This is a genomic window from Methylobacterium sp. Leaf117, assembly GCF_001422985.1.
Classification (GTDB): domain Bacteria; phylum Pseudomonadota; class Alphaproteobacteria; order Rhizobiales; family Beijerinckiaceae; genus Methylobacterium.
This window is the reverse complement of the sequence record NZ_LMNL01000034.1, coordinates 675,387-693,138: the sequence shown is the minus strand read 5'-3', so window position 1 is coordinate 693,138 and position 17,752 is coordinate 675,387. Positions and strand designations below refer to the sequence as shown.

Below are 17,752 nucleotides of genomic sequence, written 5' to 3'. Positions count from 1 at the left end.
AGGTGGCGATGGCGGATGATGTGGTGCGGCCCCGGCTCGGGCGCGGCCTCGCGGCCTTGATCGGGGATTTCGGCGACGACAACGCCGAGGCGAGCAAATCCCAGGCGCAACGCAAGGTCGCGGTGGAGTTCCTGCGCCCGAACCCACGTAACCCGCGCCGCCGCTTCCACGAGTCGGATCTCGAAGAGCTGGCCGCCTCGATCAAGGTGCGGGGCATCATTCAGCCGATCGTGGTCCGGGCGCTGGCGGGCGTGCCCGACACCTACGAGATCGTGGCGGGCGAGCGCCGCTGGCGCGCCGCGCAGCGGGCCGGCCTCCACGACGTGCCGGTGGTCACCGTCGAGATCGACGACCGGACCTCGCTCGAATTCGCCATCCTGGAGAACGTCCAGCGCACCGACCTCAATGCCATTGAGGAGGCGGCCGGCTACGAGCGGCTGATGAGCGAGTTCCAGTACAGCCAGAGCGAATTGGCCGAGATCCTCGGCAAGAGCCGCAGCCATCTCGCCAACACCCTGCGGCTGCTGCAATTGTCGCCGTCGATCCAGGACCGGGTCGTCGCCGGCGAGATCACCGCCGGCCATGCCCGTGCCCTGCTGGCGGTGCGCGACCCCGAGGGCGTGGCGCGGCGGATCGTGGAGGAGGGCTTGTCGGTCCGCGAGGTCGAGGCCCTGGCCTCCGCCGAGGTGCCCGAGGGCGACGGCCCCCGCCCCGGCCGGCCCCGTCGTGCCGCCGGCAAGGATGCGGAGATCCGCACCCTCGAACAGGCGATGGCGCGGGCGCTCGGCGTCAGCGTGGCGGTGAAGTCGAAGGTCGCCGGCGCCGGTGAGATCCGCATCCGCTACGAGACCGCCGACGAACTCGACGGTCTGTGCCGGCGCTTCCGGGTGACGCTGCCCGAAGCCTGAGGCCACGCCCCTGAGGCCCCGCGCCGGGGCCGCCCGGTCAGCGGCGCCGAGCCGCCTCGCCGGCGATGCGCAGGAGCGTGCTCGACGCGTGGGCGTGGGCCAGCTCCGGGGCAGCCCGGCGGCAGGCCAGGACCGAGTCCTGCAACAGCTGGATCGCGTGCCGCAGGGCAGGGGGCGACCAGCGCGCGAGCTGCGTCTCCACCAGGGCTTTCCGCCGGAAATGCAGGCCGCGCCAGTTCGCCACCATCTGGCTGGCGCTCGAACCCTCTCCGGCGAGGCGCGTCGCCAGCAGGGTCAGGGCATGGCGGAGGGCCGAGCCTAGCATCACCGACGGGTCCATGCCCTCGTGGCGGAAGCGGCGATAGTCGCGCTCGACCTCTCCGGTACGGCCGGCGAAAGCCGCGTCGATCAGGGTGTTGAGCACGCTGCCGGCGACGTCGCTGACCACCGCCTCGACATCGTCCAGGCTCACCTGGCTCTGCCCGCGGGCGTAGAGCGCCAGCTTCTCGATTTCCGACAGGCTGGCGCCCCGGTCGCCTCCGAGGCTGGTGGCGAGGATGTCCCGGGCGTCGCGTGCGATGCGCAGGCCCTGATCCTGCAGCGTCCGGTCGATCAGGTCGCCGAGCGCCCGCTCGTCATCCGGGTAGCAGGGCAGGGCGAGGGCCTTCGGCGACTTTTCGCAGAGCGTCCGGAGGGGAGCGGACTTGCCGAGATCGCCGCCCTCGACCACGATCCGGGCGTTGTGGATCTCCGCCTTCAGGGCGGCGTCCACGGCCGGGGCGTAGTTGCGGCTGCCGGCCCGGACCCAGATCGTGCGGGTGCCGCCGAACAGCCCGACCGTGCCGGCCTCGTCGAGGAGGCGGCCGGGGTCCTGCGCCAGCACGTCGCCGTCGATCTTGACCATGGCGAAGGGGTCGCCCGGATCGCTGACGAAGGCTTCGGCCAGGGTCTTGGCGCGGGTGAAGACGAGACCGGTATCGGGGCCGTAGACGAGCAGCACCGCGATACGCGGATCGGGCCCGCGCCGGATCAGGCCATCGACGTCGCCGGCCTTGACGGCGGTCACGCGCGCGTCCCGCTCAGGGCTTCGTCACCAGCACGGAGGCGATGCGGGTCTTGATCTGCTCGGCCAGCACCTTGGCCAGTCGGATCTCGGCGTCGCGGGCGGCGCGCAGGCTGGCGAAGCGCTGAATCGAGCGGTCGTAGGTCGCCGTCGACGTCGCCACGCCCTCGCTGATGATCTTGGTGCCGCTGAGATCTTCCAGGGCGTATTTCACGGTGCCCACGATGGTGCCGGCCTCGGCGCGCCCGGTCAGCGACGAGACGATCGGGGTCTGTACCGATTCGCTGCCCTGCATCTTCAGGCGGTAGCGCTTCGGCGCGGTCTGGCCCGACCCGTCGAGATCGAAGATCAGCTCGCTGCGCAGGTAATGGCCCAGGCGCTCCTGGCCCTGGGCCATGGCGACGTCGTCGACCTGAACGGAGGCGAGCAGGGCCGACATCGGTTCGCCCGAGGCCGTGGGGCCGTAGAGCGGGCGAAAGCAGGCCGACAGGTTGAGCGCCAGGGCGGCGACGGCCACGACCCGCGCGGCACGCCCGATCGTGCCGGTCGCCCGCGTCCGAACCGCCCCAGTGCCGTTTGCCAAGCGCATCATGCCTGCCGTCGTCCCGCTGTCTCGTCCCGTCCGTCTGTACGGCGAACCGGGGTCCGACGACAGCCTATTCGCTGCAAGCTTTACGTTTCCTATCCGGCAGGATCATGGTCGGCGACCGTGTCAGACCACGAGGTTCACGATCCGGCCCGGCACCACGATGACCTTCTTCGGGGCACGCCCCTCGAGGGCCTTCTGCACGGCCTCGTCGGCCAGGACGAGGGCCTCGACGGCCGCCACGTCGGCGGCGCGCGGGACGGTGACGTCGGCCCGCTTCTTGCCGTTGATCTGCACCGGCAGGGTGACCGTGTCCTCGACCAGCAGGCTGCGCTCGACCTCCGGCCAAGCCGCCTGCGCCACCATCCCGTCACGCCCGAGCGCCTGCCAGCAGGCCTCGGCGAGGTGCGGCATCATCGGGGCGATGAGCTGCGTCAGGATGCCGGCGGCTTCGCCCGCGACGGGGCCCGAGACACCGCCCCGCAGCGCCTCGTCGAGGGCATTGGCCAGGGTGTAGATGTGGGCGACGCAGCGATTGAAGCGCAGGCGCTCGACGTCCTCCTCCACGGCGGCCAGGGCCTTGTGGGCGGCCTTGCGCAGGGCGGCGTCGTGGGAGCCCGATGCGGCGTCCCCGGCGGCCGCGAGAGAGACCAGACGCCAGACGCGCTGGACGAAGCGGGCGGCGCCCTGGACCCCATCCTCGGTCCAGATCACGTCGCGCTCGGGGGGCGAATCGGAGAGCATGAACCAGCGCGCGGTGTCGGCGCCGTAGCTGGCGATGATGTCGTCCGGGTCGACCACGTTCTTCTTCGATTTCGACATCTTCTCGATGGCGCCGATGGTGATCGGCTCCGCCGTTTTCACGTGAAACGCCTCGCGGGCGCCGGTCTCGCCCGAGATCCGGATGTCGGCGGGCGGCACCCAGGCCCCGGCCGCATCCTTGTAGGTCTCGTGGACCACCATGCCTTGCGTGAACAGGCCGTCGAACGGCTCGGAGACGCCGGACCAGCCGGTGGCCTTCATCGCCCGCATGAAGAAGCGGGCGTAGAGCAGGTGCAGGATCGCGTGCTCGATGCCGCCGATATACTGGTCGACCGCGAGCCACTGGTCGACCGCCTTGCGGTCGGTCGGCGCGTCCTGGAGCCAGGGCGCGGTGAAGCGGGCATAGTACCAGGACGAATCCACGAAGGTGTCCATGGTGTCGGTCTCGCGCCGGGCCGGCTTGCCGCAGGTGGGGCAGGGGACGGTGCGCCAGGCGTGGTCGCGCTCCAGCGGATTGCCGGGCACGTCGAAGGAGACCTCGTCGGGAAGCTTCACCGGCAGGTCGGCCACCGGCACCGGGACGGGGCCGCAGGTGTCGCAATGGATGATCGGGATCGGGCAGCCCCAGTAGCGCTGGCGCGAGACGCCCCAGTCGCGCAGGCGGAACTGCACCTTGCGCTGCGCCACCGGGGCGCCGTCCAGGATCTCGGCCTCCAGCCGGTTGGCCACGGCGTGGAAGGCCTCGTCGGTGGTCATGTCGTCGAGGAAGCGCGAGTTGATCATCCGCCCGTCGCCGTCATAGGCGGTGTCGGTCACCACGAACGTGGCCGCCGCCTGGTCCTCCGGGCAGACCACGGGGGTGTTGCCGAGGCCATACTTGTTGGCGAAGTCGAGATCGCGCTGGTCATGGGCCGGGCAGCCGAACACGGCGCCGGTGCCGTACTCCATCAGCACGAAGTTCGCGACGTAGACCGGCAGCAGCCAGGACGGATCGAGGGGGTGGCGCACCGTGAGCCCGGTGTCGTAGCCGAGCTTCTCCGCCGTATCGATCGCCGCCTGGGCCGTGCCGGTGCGGCGGCATTCCTCGATGAAGCTCTGGAGCGCCGGATGGGCCGGAGCCAGGGCCGCGGCGATCGGGTGATCGGCGGCGATGGCCAGGAACTTCGCGCCGAACAGGGTGTCGGGCCGCGTGGTGTAGACCGTGATCTCCGGCGCCCCATGCGCGGGTGGCGCCGCAAGGGCGAAGCGGACCTCCAACCCTTCCGAGCGGCCGATCCAGTTCTTCTGCATCACCCGCACCTTCTCGGGCCAGCGCTCCAGGCCGTCGAGGGCGTCGTACAGGTCCTGGGCGAAGTCGGTGATCTTGAAGAACCACTGGGTCAGCTCGCGCTGCTCGACCAGGGCGCCGGAGCGCCAGCCGCGCCCGTCGATGACCTGCTCATTGGCCAGCACGGTGTGGTCCACCGGGTCCCAGTTCACTTTCGCCGTGCGGCGCGTCACCAGCCCCTTGTCGAGGAAGTCGAGGAACATGCGCTGCTGATGCTTGTAGTAATCGGGATCGCAGGTGGCGATCTCCCGGCTCCAGTCGAGCGACAGGCCCATGCTCTGGAGCTGGCCCCGCATCGTCGCGATGTTGGCGTAGGTCCAGTCGCGCGGGTTGACCTTGCGCTCCATGGCGGCGTTCTCGGCCGGCAGGCCGAACGCGTCCCAGCCCATCGGGTGCAGCACGTTGAAGCCGCGCGCCCGCTTGTAGCGCGCCACCACGTCGCCCATGGCGTAGTTGCGCACGTGGCCCATGTGGATGCGCCCCGACGGATAGGGGAACATCTCCAGCACGTAGTATTTCGGCCGGTCGTCGTCGTTCTTCGTGGCGTAGATGCCGGCCTCGGTCCAGGCCTGCTGCCAATGCGGCTCGGTCTCCTTGGCGTTGTAGCGCTCGGGCGTCGGGGTGGTCGCGGGGGTGGTCGTCATGGGCCGGGCGCCGGGGTTCGGGAAGCGAGGGGCCGCCCGCGCATCGTCGCGGGGCCGCCGGGAGGTTTGACGGTCGGACTACCACGGGGAGGGGAGGGGTCAACACGAGCCTGCGCGGAAGCCTCCCGGATGGGAGCTTCCGTCTTGCGGCCTGCGTGAAGCCTCCCGGATGGGAGCTTCCGTCTTGCGGCCTGCGTGAAGCGTCCCGGATGGGAGCTTCCGTCTTGCGGCCTGCGTTCGGAATGATAGTCCCCCTGGCAGACAGTCCCCGCCGGACCCGTTCCCCCGACGCATTTCCGAGGCACCATGGCCGACGCCGCTCCCGACGCCCCTCTCGCTGGCGACAGCCCCTCTCCCCCGAGCGCCGCCGACGTGGTGGCCGGGCTCGCGGCGGTGCGCCACCAGATCGCCCAGGCGGCGGAGGATGCCGAGCGCGATCCGGCCTCGGTCGCCCTGGTGGCGGTGTCGAAGACGATCCCGGCGGAGGGCATCCTGCCCGCCCTGGAGGCCGGGCAGCGCCTGTTCGGCGAGAACTACGTGCAGGAATCGAAGGCCAAGTGGCCGGCGTTGCGCGAGCGCTACCCGGATGTCGAACTCCACCTCGTCGGGCCGCTGCAATCGAACAAGGCCCGCGAGGCGGTGGAGCTGTTCGACGTGATCCACGGCCTCGACCGGCTGTCCCTGGCCGCTTCGCTCGCCAAGGAGATCGCACGGACCGGGCGGACGCCGAAGCTGCTGATCCAGGTCAATACCGGCGACGAGCCTCAGAAGGGCGGCGTCTCGCCCGCCGCCGTCGACACTCTGCTCTCCGAATGCCGCGAGACCCACGGCCTGGCGATCCAGGGCCTGATGTGCATCCCTCCGGCCGAGGCCCCGCCCTCCGCCCATTTCGCGCTGCTGGCCCGCATCGCCGCGCGTCACAACCTGCCGATCCTCTCGATGGGCATGAGCGCGGATTACCCGGCCGCGATCCAGATGGGCGCCACCCATGTCCGCGTCGGCACCGCGATCTTCGGCGCTCGCCCGCGCAAGGGGTGAGGCGAGGGGGCGCGCAACGGGGGAGCGACGCTCGGGCCCTCCGCCTCACGTGCTGATCGTGCCGAGACGTCGAGCCCGCTACGCTTCCTTCGACAGGCCGTTGGATTCCTGCATCCAGGTTTTCGGACCTGTGACGCAGCCCTCCTCCCTCCTGCGGGGAGGCGTTGGAGGTGGGGGGTTGAGCGACCCTCATGCTGCGGAACCCGCATCACAGAATCTGGACCACCCGCGCCAGGGCGGTGCACAGGTCCGCCGCCTCGGACGCGCCGTAGCGGGCCTCAAAATCCGCCTGGGCCACGCGCCAGAGGGGTTCGGCCTCGGCGAGGCGCTGCCGCCCGGCCTCGGTGAGGTGCAGGGCGCGCGTCCGCCCGTTCGGACCCGGGCCGACGCCCACGAGGCCGTCCCGCTCCAGGGGCTTGAGGGCGCGGCCCAGGGTCGTCCGGTCCATCGCCATCGCGTCGGCGAGCCCGTTGATCGAGATCGGCCCGAGCCGCCGCAGGCCGATCAGCATGGAATATTGCGAGGTGCGCAGGCCCATGGCGGCGAGGTGCCGGTCGTAGAACTGCGTCACCTGACGGGCGCCCTGGCGGATCGCGTTGCAGTGGCAGATCACGGCGCGAGGCTGGAACTCGTCCACGGGGCACTCCGGCGGGCACGGATCGCTTGTCTAATACGTGCATATGCGCCTATGCAAGGCGCAGCGCCCCGGCAGCCGGCGCCTCGGAGCGACGCGCCATGGCCACCGATCCCACCCTCCGCCTCTCCGATGCCGTCGCGGCCGGGTTGGCCCGTCGCGGCCTGCATTATGGCTGGGCGGTGGCCGGCGTGACCTTCCTGACCATGCTGGTGACGGCCGGCGCGGTCGGGGCGCCCGGCGTGCTGATCCTGCCGCTGCAGAAGGAATTCGGCTGGGACACGGCGACGATCGGCTCGGCTTTGGCCGTGCGCCTGGTCCTGTTCGGCCTGATGGGGCCGTTCGCCGCCGCCCTGATGAACCGCTACGGCCCGCGCCGGATCGTGCTCCTGGCCCTCCTGCTCATCGCCGGCGGGCTGCTGGCCTCCCTGGGGATGACCCAGGTCTGGCAGCTCGTCCTGCTCTGGGGCGTGGTGGTTGGCATCGGCACGGGGCTGACCGCGCTGGTGCTGGGGGCCACGGTGGCGACCCGCTGGTTCTCGCACCGGCGCGGCCTCGTCGTCGGGCTGCTCACCGCGAGTTCCGCCACCGGACAGTTGGTGGTGCTGCCCCTGCTGGCCGCCCTGACCGAGGCCCTGGGCTGGCGCGCCGCGCTGCTGGTGATCTGCGGGCTCCTCCTGGCGGCCGGCCTCGGCGTGCTCGCCCTGATGCGCGACCGCCCGGAAGATCTGGGGTTGGCCCCTTACGGCGAGACCCCGCCAGCGATGGACAAGATCCCGCCGGTGGCGGGCAAGATTCCGCCGGTGGCGGACAAGATCCCGCCCGGGCCGAGCGCCGGCGGGGCCGTCGCGGCCCTGCGGGACGCCGCCGCCACCCGGGTGTTCTGGGTGCTGTTCGCCACCTTCTTCATCTGCGGGGCCAGCACCAACGGGCTGATCCAGACCCACTTCATCCCGCTCTGCGCCGATTACGGCATCGGGCCGGTGCAGGGCGCCAGCGTGCTCGCCGCCATGGGGGTGTTCGATTTCGTCGGCACCGTGGCCTCGGGCTGGCTCTCCGACCGCTACGACAACCGCTGGCTCCTGTTCTGGTACTACGGCCTGCGCGGCCTCTCGCTGATGTTCCTGCCGTTCTCGGATTTCTCCTTCGTCGGCCTGTCGCTGTTCGCGGTGTTCTACGGCCTCGACTGGATCGCCACGGTGCCGCCCACCGTCCGGCTGACGGCGGCGCGGTTCGGGCGCGAGCGCGCCAACCTGGTCTTCGGCTGGGTCTTCGCCGGGCACCAGCTCGGGGCGGCGACCATCGCGTACGGGGCCGGCCTCTCGCGCACCGAACTCGCGAGCTACCTGCCGGCCTTCTTCGCCGCCGGGGCTCTCTGCCTCGTCGCCGCCGGGCTGATCCTCACCCTCGGCCGTCCGGCCCGGGACGCTGCCCCGGTGGCCAATCCGGCCCACGCCTGAGCGGCGTGCACGCCCCGCGAGGGTGAGCCAAGCCCCGCGAGGGTGAGCCAAGCCCCGCGCGGGTGAGCCAAGCCCCGCGAGGGGGCTCGCAACGCCCGCGATCAAACGCGCACGCTTCTCGAGGGTGCGCCAAGTCCCGCGCTCTGGTCCGGATGATGCTTGGGGGCCGGCCACCGATGCCGCGCCCGAATCCCGTTTTCCCCCGACCCGATCCGAATCGACCCGTGCCCCACGCTCCGCCCCCTCGGCGCGGAGCGTGGGCGCCTGCGTGCCGTAAAGCTGCACCTGCCCGGAAAAGCGGCAAATCTCTGGAAATGTCAGCGTGGGACCCGGCCATGGCCGTCAAGGCCCTGGACCTTCCGCTCAAGGTCTCGGCACTGTCCGACACAGCACCGCCACATTCACGGGCGCGCGCCCGCCTTCTCGCCACGGGCGCTCGCCCGGATGCCCGATCACAGGGGACGACGACGCGATGAACTACAACTGGAACTGGGGCATCTTCTTCGAGGCCTCCCCGGAAGGCACCGGGACCTACGCGGACATGCTGCTCTCGGGCCTGATGTGGACGGTGGTGACGGCGCTCTGCGCCTGGGTCATCGCCTTCTTCCTCGGCTCGGTCGTCGGCGTGATGCGGACCCTGCCGTCGAAGACCGCCAACACCGTCGGCACGGTCTATGTCGAGCTGTTCCGCAACATCCCGCTGCTGGTGCAGATGTTCCTCTGGTACTTCGTCCTGCCGGAGGTGCTGCCAGAATCCTGGGGTAGCTGGGTCAAGCAGCTCCCCAACGCGCCGTTCTACACCGCCGTGGTGTGCCTGGGCTTCTTCACCGCCTCCCGCGTCGCCGAGCAGGTGCGCGCCGGCATCCAGGCCCTGCCGCGCGGGCAGAAGATGGCCGGCACCGCCATGGGCCTGACGGTGTACCAGACCTACCGCTACGTGCTCCTGCCGAGCGCCTACCGGATGATCCTGCCGCCGCTGACCTCGGAATTCCTGAACAACCTCAAGAACACCTCCGTGGCGCTGACCATCGGCCTGCTCGAACTCACCGCGCGGGCCCGCGCCATGCAGGAATTCTCGTTCCAGGTGTTCGAGGCCTTCACCGCCGCCACCATCCTGTACGTGCTCATCAACGTCGTGGTGATCTTCATCTCCGGCTGGATCGAGCGTCGCGTCGCCGTCCCGGGCCATCGCTGAAGGCCCGTCCCCCGCCGCCACGTTCTTCAAGGATCGCCGCGATGCTCGCGAATTTCGACGTCTCCGTCATCACCTCCGCGCTGCCGTACCTGTTCTTCGACGGCATGCGCTTCACCCTGACCCTGACGGCGCTGGCCGCCCTCGGGGGCATCGTCCTCGGCACCCTCATCGCCATGATGCGGCTCTCCAGCATCCCGGTGGTGCCGCTGGTGGCCAAGAGCTACGTCAACCTGATGCGGTCGCTGCCCCTCGTGCTGGTGATCTTCTGGTTCTACTTCCTGGTGCCCTATCTCGGGCAGTGGGTGACCGGGGCCGACCGGCCGATGACGGTGGGCGCCTTCACCTCCTCGCTGGTGACCTTCACGCTGTTCGAGGCGGCCTACTTCTCCGAGATCATGCGCGCGGGCATCCAGTCGATCCCCAAGGGCCAGGCGGCGGCGGCCTCGGCCCTGGGCCTGACCTACTTCTCGGCCATGCGCACGGTGATCCTGCCCCAGGTCTTCCGCAACATGACCCCGATCCTGCTGACCCAGACCATTGTGCTCTTCCAGGACACCTCGCTGGTCTACGTGCTCTCGATCACCGACTTCCTCGGCGCGGCCTCGAAGATCGCCCAGCGCGATGGCCGCCTCGTGGAAATGTATCTGTTCGCGGCCGTGGTCTACTTCGCGGTCTGCTTCATCGCCTCGATGGCGGTGCGCCATCTCCAGAAGAAGATCGCCATCATCCGCTGACGCCCGAGCGTCCCGCCGCATCCCGAGCCTTGAGGATTCCTCCCATGCGCACTCCGCTGAACACGTCGCAGGCCCCCGGCACCGCGGGCCCCATGATCACCATGAAGTCCGTCAGCAAATGGTACGGCGACTTCCAGGTCCTCACCGACTGCACCACCGCCGTGAACAAGGGCGAGGTCGTGGTGGTGTGCGGCCCCTCGGGCTCCGGCAAGTCGACCCTGATCAAGTGCGTCAACGCCCTGGAGCCCTTCCAGAAGGGTGAGATCGTGGTCGACGGCACCGCCGTGCACGACAAGAAGACCAACCTGCCGAAGCTGCGCGCCCGGGTCGGCATGGTGTTCCAGCATTTCGAGCTGTTCCCGCACCTGTCGATCACCGAGAACCTGACCCTGGCCCAGATGAAGGTGCTCAAGCGCGATCCGGGCGCCGCCCTGGATACCGGCCTGAAGCTCCTCGACCGGGTCGGCCTCTCGGCCCATGCCAAGAAGTATCCGGGCCAGCTCTCGGGCGGCCAGCAGCAGCGCGTGGCCATCGCCCGCGCGCTCGCCATGAACCCGGTGGTGATGCTGTTCGACGAACCGACTTCGGCCCTCGACCCCGAGATGGTCGGCGAGGTGCTCGACGTCATGGTCCAGCTCGCCCGCGAAGGCATGACCATGATGTGCGTGACCCACGAGATGGGCTTCGCCCGCAAGGTCGCCAACCGGGTCATCTTCATGGACAAGGGCGAGATCGTCGAGGACGCCACCAAGGACGACTTCTTCGGCAACGCCCGCTCCGAGCGGGCGCAGAACTTCCTGTCCAAGATTTTGGTGCACTGAGCCTGGTGCATTGAGCCTGGTCCACCCGTTCTGGCGCCTTCATGAGAGCCGGTTCCGTCGCGACGGAACCGGCTCTTTCGCGTTCAGAAGCCCCTCGCTCCAGAATCTCTCGTGCGACGCTCGCCTCGTCCCACGGCCTCGCCCCGGCGGTCGCCGGGATCGGGACTGTCGGGGGGAGGGGGTGCGGCCGGCGATGGCGGGTGCGTCAGCTCGCGGGGGGGCCTCGCACCAGACCGCCGCATGTCCGGAAACCCAGACAAAAAAACTGAAACCCGTAACAAAATTCGCAGACCAAATACGGGGTGATTCCCCGAAGCCATTGCGGCGAAAGGAGAACCGGGCTTGGTTGCAGGTGGCACGAACGCTGCTCAGCGGGGATCAGCCACATAAGCGGGTCCCAAGGCCCGCAGAAAAAGCCTTCAGGAGGATGCCATGGAGCGTAGCCGCGACCTCGATCCCGTCGAGACGCAGGAATGGCTCGATTCGCTGGACGGCGTCCTCGACGTCGATGGGCCGGAGCGGGCGCATTACCTGATCGAGCAGGTCATCGACGGGGCCCGCAAGAAGGGCGCTCCGGTCCCCTACTCGGCCAACACCGCCTACCTGAACACGATCCTGCCCGAGAAGCAGGACCCGCATCCCGGCGACCGGATCATCGAGCACCGCATCCGCTCGGCCATCCGCTGGAACGCCATCGCGATCATCCTGCGGGCCAACAAGGATTCGTCGGAACTCGGCGGGCACATCGCCAGCTTCCAGTCGGCCGCGACCCTCTACGACACCGGCTTCATGCATTTCTGGCGCGCGGCCGACGCCCACCACGGCGGCGACCTCATCTACGTGCAGGGCCATTCCTCGCCCGGCATCTATGCCCGCGCCTTCCTGGAGGGGCGCCTCACCGAGGACCAGCTCCTCGGCTTCCGCCAGGAGGTCGGCGGCAAGGGCCTGTCGTCCTATCCGCATCCCTGGCTGATGCCGGATTTCTGGCAGTTCCCCACCGTCTCCATGGGCCTCGGCCCCCTGATGGCGATCTATCAGGCCCGCTTCCTGCGCTACCTGCACCACCGCAACCTGGCGCAGACGGATGGCCGCAAGGTCTGGGCCTTCATGGGCGACGGCGAGATGGACGAGCCGGAAAGCCTCGGCGCCATCGCGCTCGCGGCGCGCGAAAAACTCGACAACCTCGTCTTCGTCATCAACTGCAACCTCCAGCGCCTCGACGGGCCGGTGCGCGGCAACGGCAAGATCGTCCAGGAGCTGGAGGCCGATTTCCGGGGCGCCGGCTGGAACGTCATCAAGGTGCTGTGGGGGTCGGGCTGGGACGCCCTGATCCAGAAGGATAGCACCGGTATGCTGGCGCGCCTGATGGAGGAATGCGTCGACGGCGAGTACCAGGACTTCAAGTCGAAGAACGGCGCCTATATCCGCGAGCACTTCTTCGGGCGCTACCCCGAGACCGCGGCCCTGGTGGCCGACATGAGCGACGACGACATCTGGCGCCTCACCCGCGGCGGACACGACCCGCGCAAGGTCTTCGCCGCCTACAGCGCCGCCTCCCGGCACAAGGGCCAGCCGACCCTCATCCTGGCCAAGACCGTCAAGGGCTACGGCATGGGCGAGTCCGGCGAGGGCCAGAACATCACCCATCAGCAGAAGAAGATGGGCGAGGCGGTGCTGCGCCAGTTCCGCGACCGCTTCCAGATCGACCTGACCGACGACCAGCTGAAGGAGATCCCCTTCATCAAGTTCCCCGAGGGCAGCCCCGAGCACCGCTACCTGATGGCGCGGCGGGAAGCCCTGGGCGGACCGCTGCCCGCGCGCCGGCGCAAGTCGCAGGCTCTCGAAATCCCGCCGCTCTCGGCCTTCTCGGCCCAGCTCAAGGAGACCGCGGGTCGCGAGATCTCCACCACCATGGCCTTCGTGCGCATCCTCAACACGCTGCTGCGCGACAAGACCATCGGCCACCGCATCGTGCCGATCGTGCCCGACGAGAGCCGCACCTTCGGCATGGAGGGCATGTTCCGCCAGTTCGGCATCTTCTCGCAGGTCGGCCAGCTCTACCGGCCGGAGGATGCGAACCAGCTCATGTATTACAAGGAGGACAAGAACGGTCAGATGCTCCAGGAGGGCATCAACGAGCCGGGCGCGATGTCGTCCTGGATCGCGGCCGCGACCTCCTACTCGCATTCCGACGCGCCGACGATTCCGTTCTACGTCTACTACTCGATGTTCGGCTTCCAGCGGGTCGGCGACCTCGCCTGGGCGGCGGGCGACATGCGGGCGCGCGGCTTCCTCATCGGCGGCACCGCCGGGCGCACCACCCTCAACGGCGAGGGCCTGCAGCACGAGGACGGCCACAGCCACCTGATCGCGTCGACCATCCCGAACTGCGTCTCCTACGACCCGACCTTCTCGTACGAAGTGGCGGTGATCGTGCAGGACGGCCTGCGCCGGATGTATGCCGAGCAGGAGGACGTGTTCTACTACATCACCGTGATGAACGAGAACTACGAGCACCCCGGCATGCCCGAGGGCGCCGAGGCCGACATCATCAAGGGCATGTACCTCTTCAAGGAAGGCCCGAAGGAAACGACCGAGGGTCTGCGCGTGCAGCTCCTCGGCTCGGGCACCATCCTGCGCGAGGTCATCGCCGCCGCCGACCTGCTGGCGCAGGATTTCGGGATCAGCGCCGACATCTGGAGCTGCCCGAGCTTCACCGAATTGCGTCGCGACGCCATGGCGGCGGAGCGCTGGAACCTGCTGCACCCGCTCGAGGGCCGGCGCCTCTCCCATGTGGAGACCTGCCTGACCGGGCGCACCGGCCCGGTGGTGGCCGCCACCGATTACATGCGCCTGTTCGCCGACCAGATCCGCACCTGGGTGCCGGGCCGTTACCGCGTGCTCGGGACGGACGGCTTCGGCCGTTCCGACTACCGCGCCCGCCTGCGCGACTTCTTCGAGGTCAACCGGCACTGGGTCGTGGTGGCGGCCCTGCACAGCCTCGCCGAGGACGGCGTGATCCCCGCCCGGACGGTGGCCGACGCCATCGCCAAGTACGGCATCGATACGGACCGGCCGGCACCCTGGACCGTCTGATCCGGCCCGGCGCCGGCGGCCCGATCCGGGCGGCCGGCGCCCCCGAATCCCCGACCTTTCACCGAACACATCACCGGACGAGGGAGCCCGCGAGAGGCTCCGACTCAAGCCAGGGAGAATGCGCAATGGGCATCGAGATCCAGATTCCGGATATCGGCGACTTCAAGGAGATCCCGATCATCGAGATCCACGTGAAGGAGGGCGACACGATCGGACCCGACGACCCGCTGGTCTCGCTGGAATCCGACAAGGCGACCATGGACGTGCCCTCGCCGAGCGCCGGCGTCGTCGAAAAAATCCTGGTCAAGCTGGGCGACAAGGTCAGCGAAGGCTCGCCGCTCCTGGTGTTCAAGGGCGAGGCGGCCACCAGCCCCGCCAAGGCCTCCAGCGGCCCAGCCAAGGCCGCCGAGGCCCCGGCCGGCGCCGACAGCGCCGCGCTCCTGGCCAAGCAGGAGCAAGCCCCGAGTTCTGCCTCGAGTTCCCGCCCGAGCGCCCCGACTGCGCCTGCGGCGCCGGTCGGCACCCTCCCCGATTTCTCGCAGGTCCATGCCAGCCCCGGCGTGCGCCGCCTCGCCCGCGAACTCGGCCTCGACCTGACCGCCGTGAAGGGCACCGGCGAGAAGGGCCGGATCACCAAGGAGGACGTGAAGGGGCATCTCACCCGCGCGGCCGCGCCGGCCGCCGGCGCCTCCGGCACGGCCGCGTTTGCCGGCGGCGGCATGGGCATCCCGGAGATCCCGGCGGTGGACTTTTCCAAGTTCGGCCCGATCGAGACCCAGCCGCTGTCGCGGATCAAGAAGATCTCCGGCGCGCACCTGCACCGGTCCTGGCTCAACGTGCCGCTGGTCACCCACCAGGACGAGTCGGACATCACCGAGACCGACGCCTACCGCAAGGAGCTCGACAACGCGGGCAAGGCGCTGAAGGACAACGGCTACCGCGTCACCCTGCTGGCCTTCCTGATCAAGGCCGCCGTCTCGGCCCTGCGCAAGCACCCCGAATTCAACGCCTCGCTCAGCCCCGAGAAGGACGCGCTGATCCTCAAGCGCTACTACAACATCGGCGTGGCGGTCGACACGCCGGACGGCCTCGTGGTGCCGGTGATCAAGGAGGCCGACCGCAAGGGGATCATCGAGATCAGCCGCGACCTCGGGGCGATTTCGGCGAAAGCCCGCGACGGCAAGCTCGGGGCGGCCGACATGCAGGGCGCCACCTTCTCGATCTCCAGCCTCGGCGGCATCGGCGGCACGTCCTTCACGCCGCTGGTCAACGCCCCCGAGGTCGCGATCCTGGGCGTCGCCCGCGCCAAGATGAGCCCGGTCTGGAACGGCACCGCGTTCGAGCCGCGCCTGATCGTGCCGCTCTCGCTCTCCTACGATCACCGCGTCATCGACGGCGCGCTCGCCGCGCGCTTCGCCCGCCACCTCGCCCACGTCCTGGAGGACGTCCGCCGCCTCGTCGTCTGACGACGGAGCCCGGCCCGCGCGACCCAACGAGTGAGGTGACCTGATGAGCAGCAACGACGTCCACCTGCCGGATATCGGCGACTTCCAGAACGTGCCCGTGATCGAGGTCAGCGTCGGCCCCGGCGACGTGATCGCGGTCGACGACGTGATCATCGTGCTGGAATCCGACAAGGCCACCATGGACATCCCGTCTCCGGTGGCCGGCACGGTGGCCGAGGTGCGGATCAAGCCCGGCGACAGCGTCAGCCAGGGCGACCTGATCCTGGTGATGGCCGAGGCGGCCGGCACCGGCACGCCGAAGCCCACGGTGACCGACACGACGACATCCGGTGCCGCATCCGCCTCCCCGGGCGGCCACGCCCCGGGCGAGGGTCAGGCCGGCTACGGCTCCTCGGCCACCGCGACCGGCGGGGCGGCGCCCGCTCCGGCTCCGAAGGGCGCGGCCCCCGTGTCCGGCGAGGAGATGCGGGCCCAGGTGCTCGTCATCGGCGCGGGTCCCGGCGGCTACACCGCCGCCTTCCGGGCGGCCGATCTCGGCCAGTCGGTGGTGCTGGTCGAGCGCTGGCCGAATCTCGGCGGCGTCTGCCTCAATGTCGGCTGCATCCCGTCGAAGGCCCTGCTGCACGCCGCCAAGGTCATCGACGAGAGTCACGCCATGGCGGCGCACGGCATCAGCTTCACGGCGCCGCAGATCGACATCGACAAGCTGCGGGCCTGGAAGGACGGGGTGGTCAAGCGCCTCACCGGGGGCCTCTCGGGCCTCGCCAAGCAGCGCAAGGTCACGGTGGTGATGGGCGAGGCCCGCTTCGTCTCACCGCATCAGGTCGCGGTGGAGCACGAGGGCCGGACCCGCGTGATCGGTTTCGACCACGCCATCATCGCGGCCGGCTCCGAGCCGGTGCAGATGCCCTTCATCCCGCATGACGACCCGCGGGTCATCGACTCGACGGGGGCGCTCGAACTCGACGGCGTCCCGGCCCGCCTGCTGGTGATCGGCGGCGGCATCATCGGGCTGGAGATGGCGACCGTCTATCACGCCCTCGGCTCCCAGGTGACCATCGTCGAGCTGATGGACCAGATCATCCCCGGCGCCGACCGGGACCTGGTCACGCCGCTGATGAAGCGCATCCAGAAACAATACGAGGCGATCCACCTCAAGGCCAAGGTCACCGCCGTCGAGGCCACGTCCGAGGGCCTGAAGGTCTCGTTCGAGGGCGGCAGCGCGCCGGCGACCGACACCTTCGACAAGGTGCTGGTCTCGGTCGGGCGGCGCCCCAACGGCCATCGCATCGGCGCCGAGGCGGCGGGGGTCGCCGTCGACGCGCGCGGCTTCATCGGGGTGGACCGGCAGATGCGGACCAACGTGCCCCACATCTTCGCCATCGGCGACGTGGTCGGCCAGCCGATGCTGGCCCACAAGGCGACCCACGAGGGCAAGGTCGCGGCGGAAGTCGCCGCCGGCAAGCCCAGCGCCTTCGATGCCAAGGTCATCCCCTCGGTGGCCTATACCGACCCCGAGGTGGCCTGGGTCGGCCTGACCGAGAACGAGGCCCGGGCGAAGGGGATCACGCTCGGCAAGGGCGTCTTCCCGTGGGCGGCCTCCGGGCGTTCGCTGGCGCTCGGGCGCGAGGAGGGCCTGACCAAGGTGCTGTTCGATCCCGAGACCGACCGCATTCTCGGCTGCGGCATCGTCGGCCCCTCGGCCGGCGACCTCATCGCGGAGGCGGCGCTGGCCATCGAGCTGGGGGCGGATGCCGAGGATATCGGCCTGACCATCCACCCGCACCCGACCCTGTCGGAGACGATCGGGCTGGCGGCGGAGGCCTTCGAAGGCACCATCACCGACCTCTACATGCCGAAAAAGGACGGGCCGAAAAAGGACGGGCCGAAATAGGCTCGCTGACCGCCTGCGAACCGCGCGGCCCCGTCTCCGGGGACCGCCCAGGCGACGACCCGACCCCGGGCCACGCGGACCGGGAACGGCCGGCCGATGCCCGGACGAGGCACGCGCCGGCCCC

13 protein-coding genes are annotated in these 17,752 nt (G+C 69.7%); 9 read left to right on the top strand and 4 right to left on the bottom strand.

Annotation, left to right across the window (positions count from 1 at the left end; all coding sequences use genetic code 11):
- The first annotated feature begins 8 nt into the window (after positions 1-8).
- A complete protein-coding gene (locus tag ASF57_RS17830) occupies positions 9-908 on the top strand; it encodes a ParB/RepB/Spo0J family partition protein (RefSeq protein WP_056486133.1) in 900 nt (299 codons plus the stop codon).
- A 37-nt stretch (positions 909-945) separates the two neighbouring features.
- On the opposite strand, the gene holA is transcribed toward ASF57_RS17830, so the two are convergent.
- The 3 genes from holA to leuS form a co-directional block, all read right to left on the bottom strand.
- Positions 946-1,974, bottom strand: coding sequence for a DNA polymerase III subunit delta (holA, locus tag ASF57_RS17825; protein WP_056485533.1), 1,029 nt, complete (start codon positions 1,972-1,974; stop codon positions 946-948).
- 13 nt (positions 1,975-1,987) lie between these two features.
- Positions 1,988-2,563, bottom strand: a complete 576-nt coding sequence (lptE, locus tag ASF57_RS17820) for an LPS assembly lipoprotein LptE (protein ID WP_244476993.1) — start codon at positions 2,561-2,563, stop codon at positions 1,988-1,990.
- Positions 2,564-2,683: 120 nt separating this feature from the next.
- Positions 2,684-5,290, bottom strand: a complete 2,607-nt coding sequence (leuS, locus tag ASF57_RS17815; RefSeq protein WP_056485531.1) for a leucine--tRNA ligase — start codon at positions 5,288-5,290, stop codon at positions 2,684-2,686.
- A gap of 306 nt (positions 5,291-5,596) precedes the next feature.
- On the opposite strand from leuS, the gene ASF57_RS17810 reads away from it, so the two are divergent.
- Entirely contained in the window at positions 5,597-6,328 is a 732-nt protein-coding gene (locus ASF57_RS17810) for a YggS family pyridoxal phosphate-dependent enzyme (RefSeq protein ID WP_056485528.1), read from the top strand.
- Positions 6,329-6,536: 208 nt separating this feature from the next.
- On the opposite strand, the gene ASF57_RS17805 is transcribed toward ASF57_RS17810, so the two are convergent.
- Positions 6,537-6,965 (bottom strand): MarR family winged helix-turn-helix transcriptional regulator, encoded by a 429-nt coding sequence (locus ASF57_RS17805; protein ID WP_056187412.1) that lies wholly within the window; start codon positions 6,963-6,965, stop codon positions 6,537-6,539.
- Between the two features lie 98 nt (positions 6,966-7,063).
- Between ASF57_RS17805 and ASF57_RS17800 the strand changes: the two genes are divergently transcribed.
- The 7 genes from ASF57_RS17800 (at position 7,064) to lpdA (ending at position 17,628) form a co-directional block, all read left to right on the top strand.
- The gene (locus ASF57_RS17800; protein ID WP_056485526.1) at positions 7,064-8,422 is read left to right on the top strand and encodes an MFS transporter; all 1,359 of its coding nucleotides are present in this window, start codon (positions 7,064-7,066) and stop codon (positions 8,420-8,422) included.
- A gap of 472 nt (positions 8,423-8,894) precedes the next feature.
- Positions 8,895-9,617, top strand: a complete 723-nt coding sequence (locus tag ASF57_RS17795) for an amino acid ABC transporter permease (RefSeq protein ID WP_056187406.1) — start codon at positions 8,895-8,897, stop codon at positions 9,615-9,617.
- Between the two features lie 41 nt (positions 9,618-9,658).
- Complete coding sequence (locus tag ASF57_RS17790) at positions 9,659-10,351, top strand: ABC transporter permease subunit (RefSeq protein WP_056187403.1); 693 nt, start codon at positions 9,659-9,661, stop codon at positions 10,349-10,351.
- A gap of 92 nt (positions 10,352-10,443) precedes the next feature.
- Positions 10,444-11,172: an amino acid ABC transporter ATP-binding protein gene (locus ASF57_RS17785; protein ID WP_056187987.1), complete on the top strand. Its 729-nt coding sequence runs from the start codon at positions 10,444-10,446 to the stop codon at positions 11,170-11,172.
- 432 nt (positions 11,173-11,604) lie between these two features.
- Positions 11,605-14,268, top strand: coding sequence for a pyruvate dehydrogenase (acetyl-transferring), homodimeric type (gene aceE, locus ASF57_RS17780; RefSeq protein ID WP_056485523.1), 2,664 nt, complete (start codon positions 11,605-11,607; stop codon positions 14,266-14,268).
- Positions 14,256-15,734, top strand: a complete 1,479-nt coding sequence (gene aceF / locus ASF57_RS17775; protein WP_244477021.1) for a dihydrolipoyllysine-residue acetyltransferase — start codon at positions 14,256-14,258, stop codon at positions 15,732-15,734. The genes aceE and aceF overlap by 13 nt, the downstream gene beginning before the upstream one ends.
- Before the next feature lie 43 nt (positions 15,735-15,777).
- Entirely contained in the window at positions 15,778-17,628 is a 1,851-nt protein-coding gene (gene lpdA / locus ASF57_RS17770; RefSeq protein WP_056485516.1) for a dihydrolipoyl dehydrogenase, read from the top strand.
- Positions 17,629-17,752 lie beyond the last annotated feature (124 nt).

Coding starts and splice junctions, on each gene's coding strand:
- ASF57_RS17830 (WP_056486133.1), top strand. CDS start 9: ATGGCGGATGATGTGGTGCGGCCCCGGCTCGGGCGCGGCCTCGCGGCC.
- lptE (WP_244476993.1), bottom strand. CDS start 2,563: ATGATGCGCTTGGCAAACGGCACTGGGGCGGTTCGGACGCGGGCGACC.
- leuS (WP_056485531.1), bottom strand. CDS start 5,290: ATGACGACCACCCCCGCGACCACCCCGACGCCCGAGCGCTACAACGCC.
- ASF57_RS17810 (WP_056485528.1), top strand. CDS start 5,597: ATGGCCGACGCCGCTCCCGACGCCCCTCTCGCTGGCGACAGCCCCTCT.
- ASF57_RS17800 (WP_056485526.1), top strand. CDS start 7,064: ATGGCCACCGATCCCACCCTCCGCCTCTCCGATGCCGTCGCGGCCGGG.
- ASF57_RS17795 (WP_056187406.1), top strand. CDS start 8,895: ATGAACTACAACTGGAACTGGGGCATCTTCTTCGAGGCCTCCCCGGAA.
- ASF57_RS17790 (WP_056187403.1), top strand. CDS start 9,659: ATGCTCGCGAATTTCGACGTCTCCGTCATCACCTCCGCGCTGCCGTAC.
- ASF57_RS17785 (WP_056187987.1), top strand. CDS start 10,444: ATGATCACCATGAAGTCCGTCAGCAAATGGTACGGCGACTTCCAGGTC.
- aceE (WP_056485523.1), top strand. CDS start 11,605: ATGGAGCGTAGCCGCGACCTCGATCCCGTCGAGACGCAGGAATGGCTC.
- lpdA (WP_056485516.1), top strand. CDS start 15,778: ATGAGCAGCAACGACGTCCACCTGCCGGATATCGGCGACTTCCAGAAC.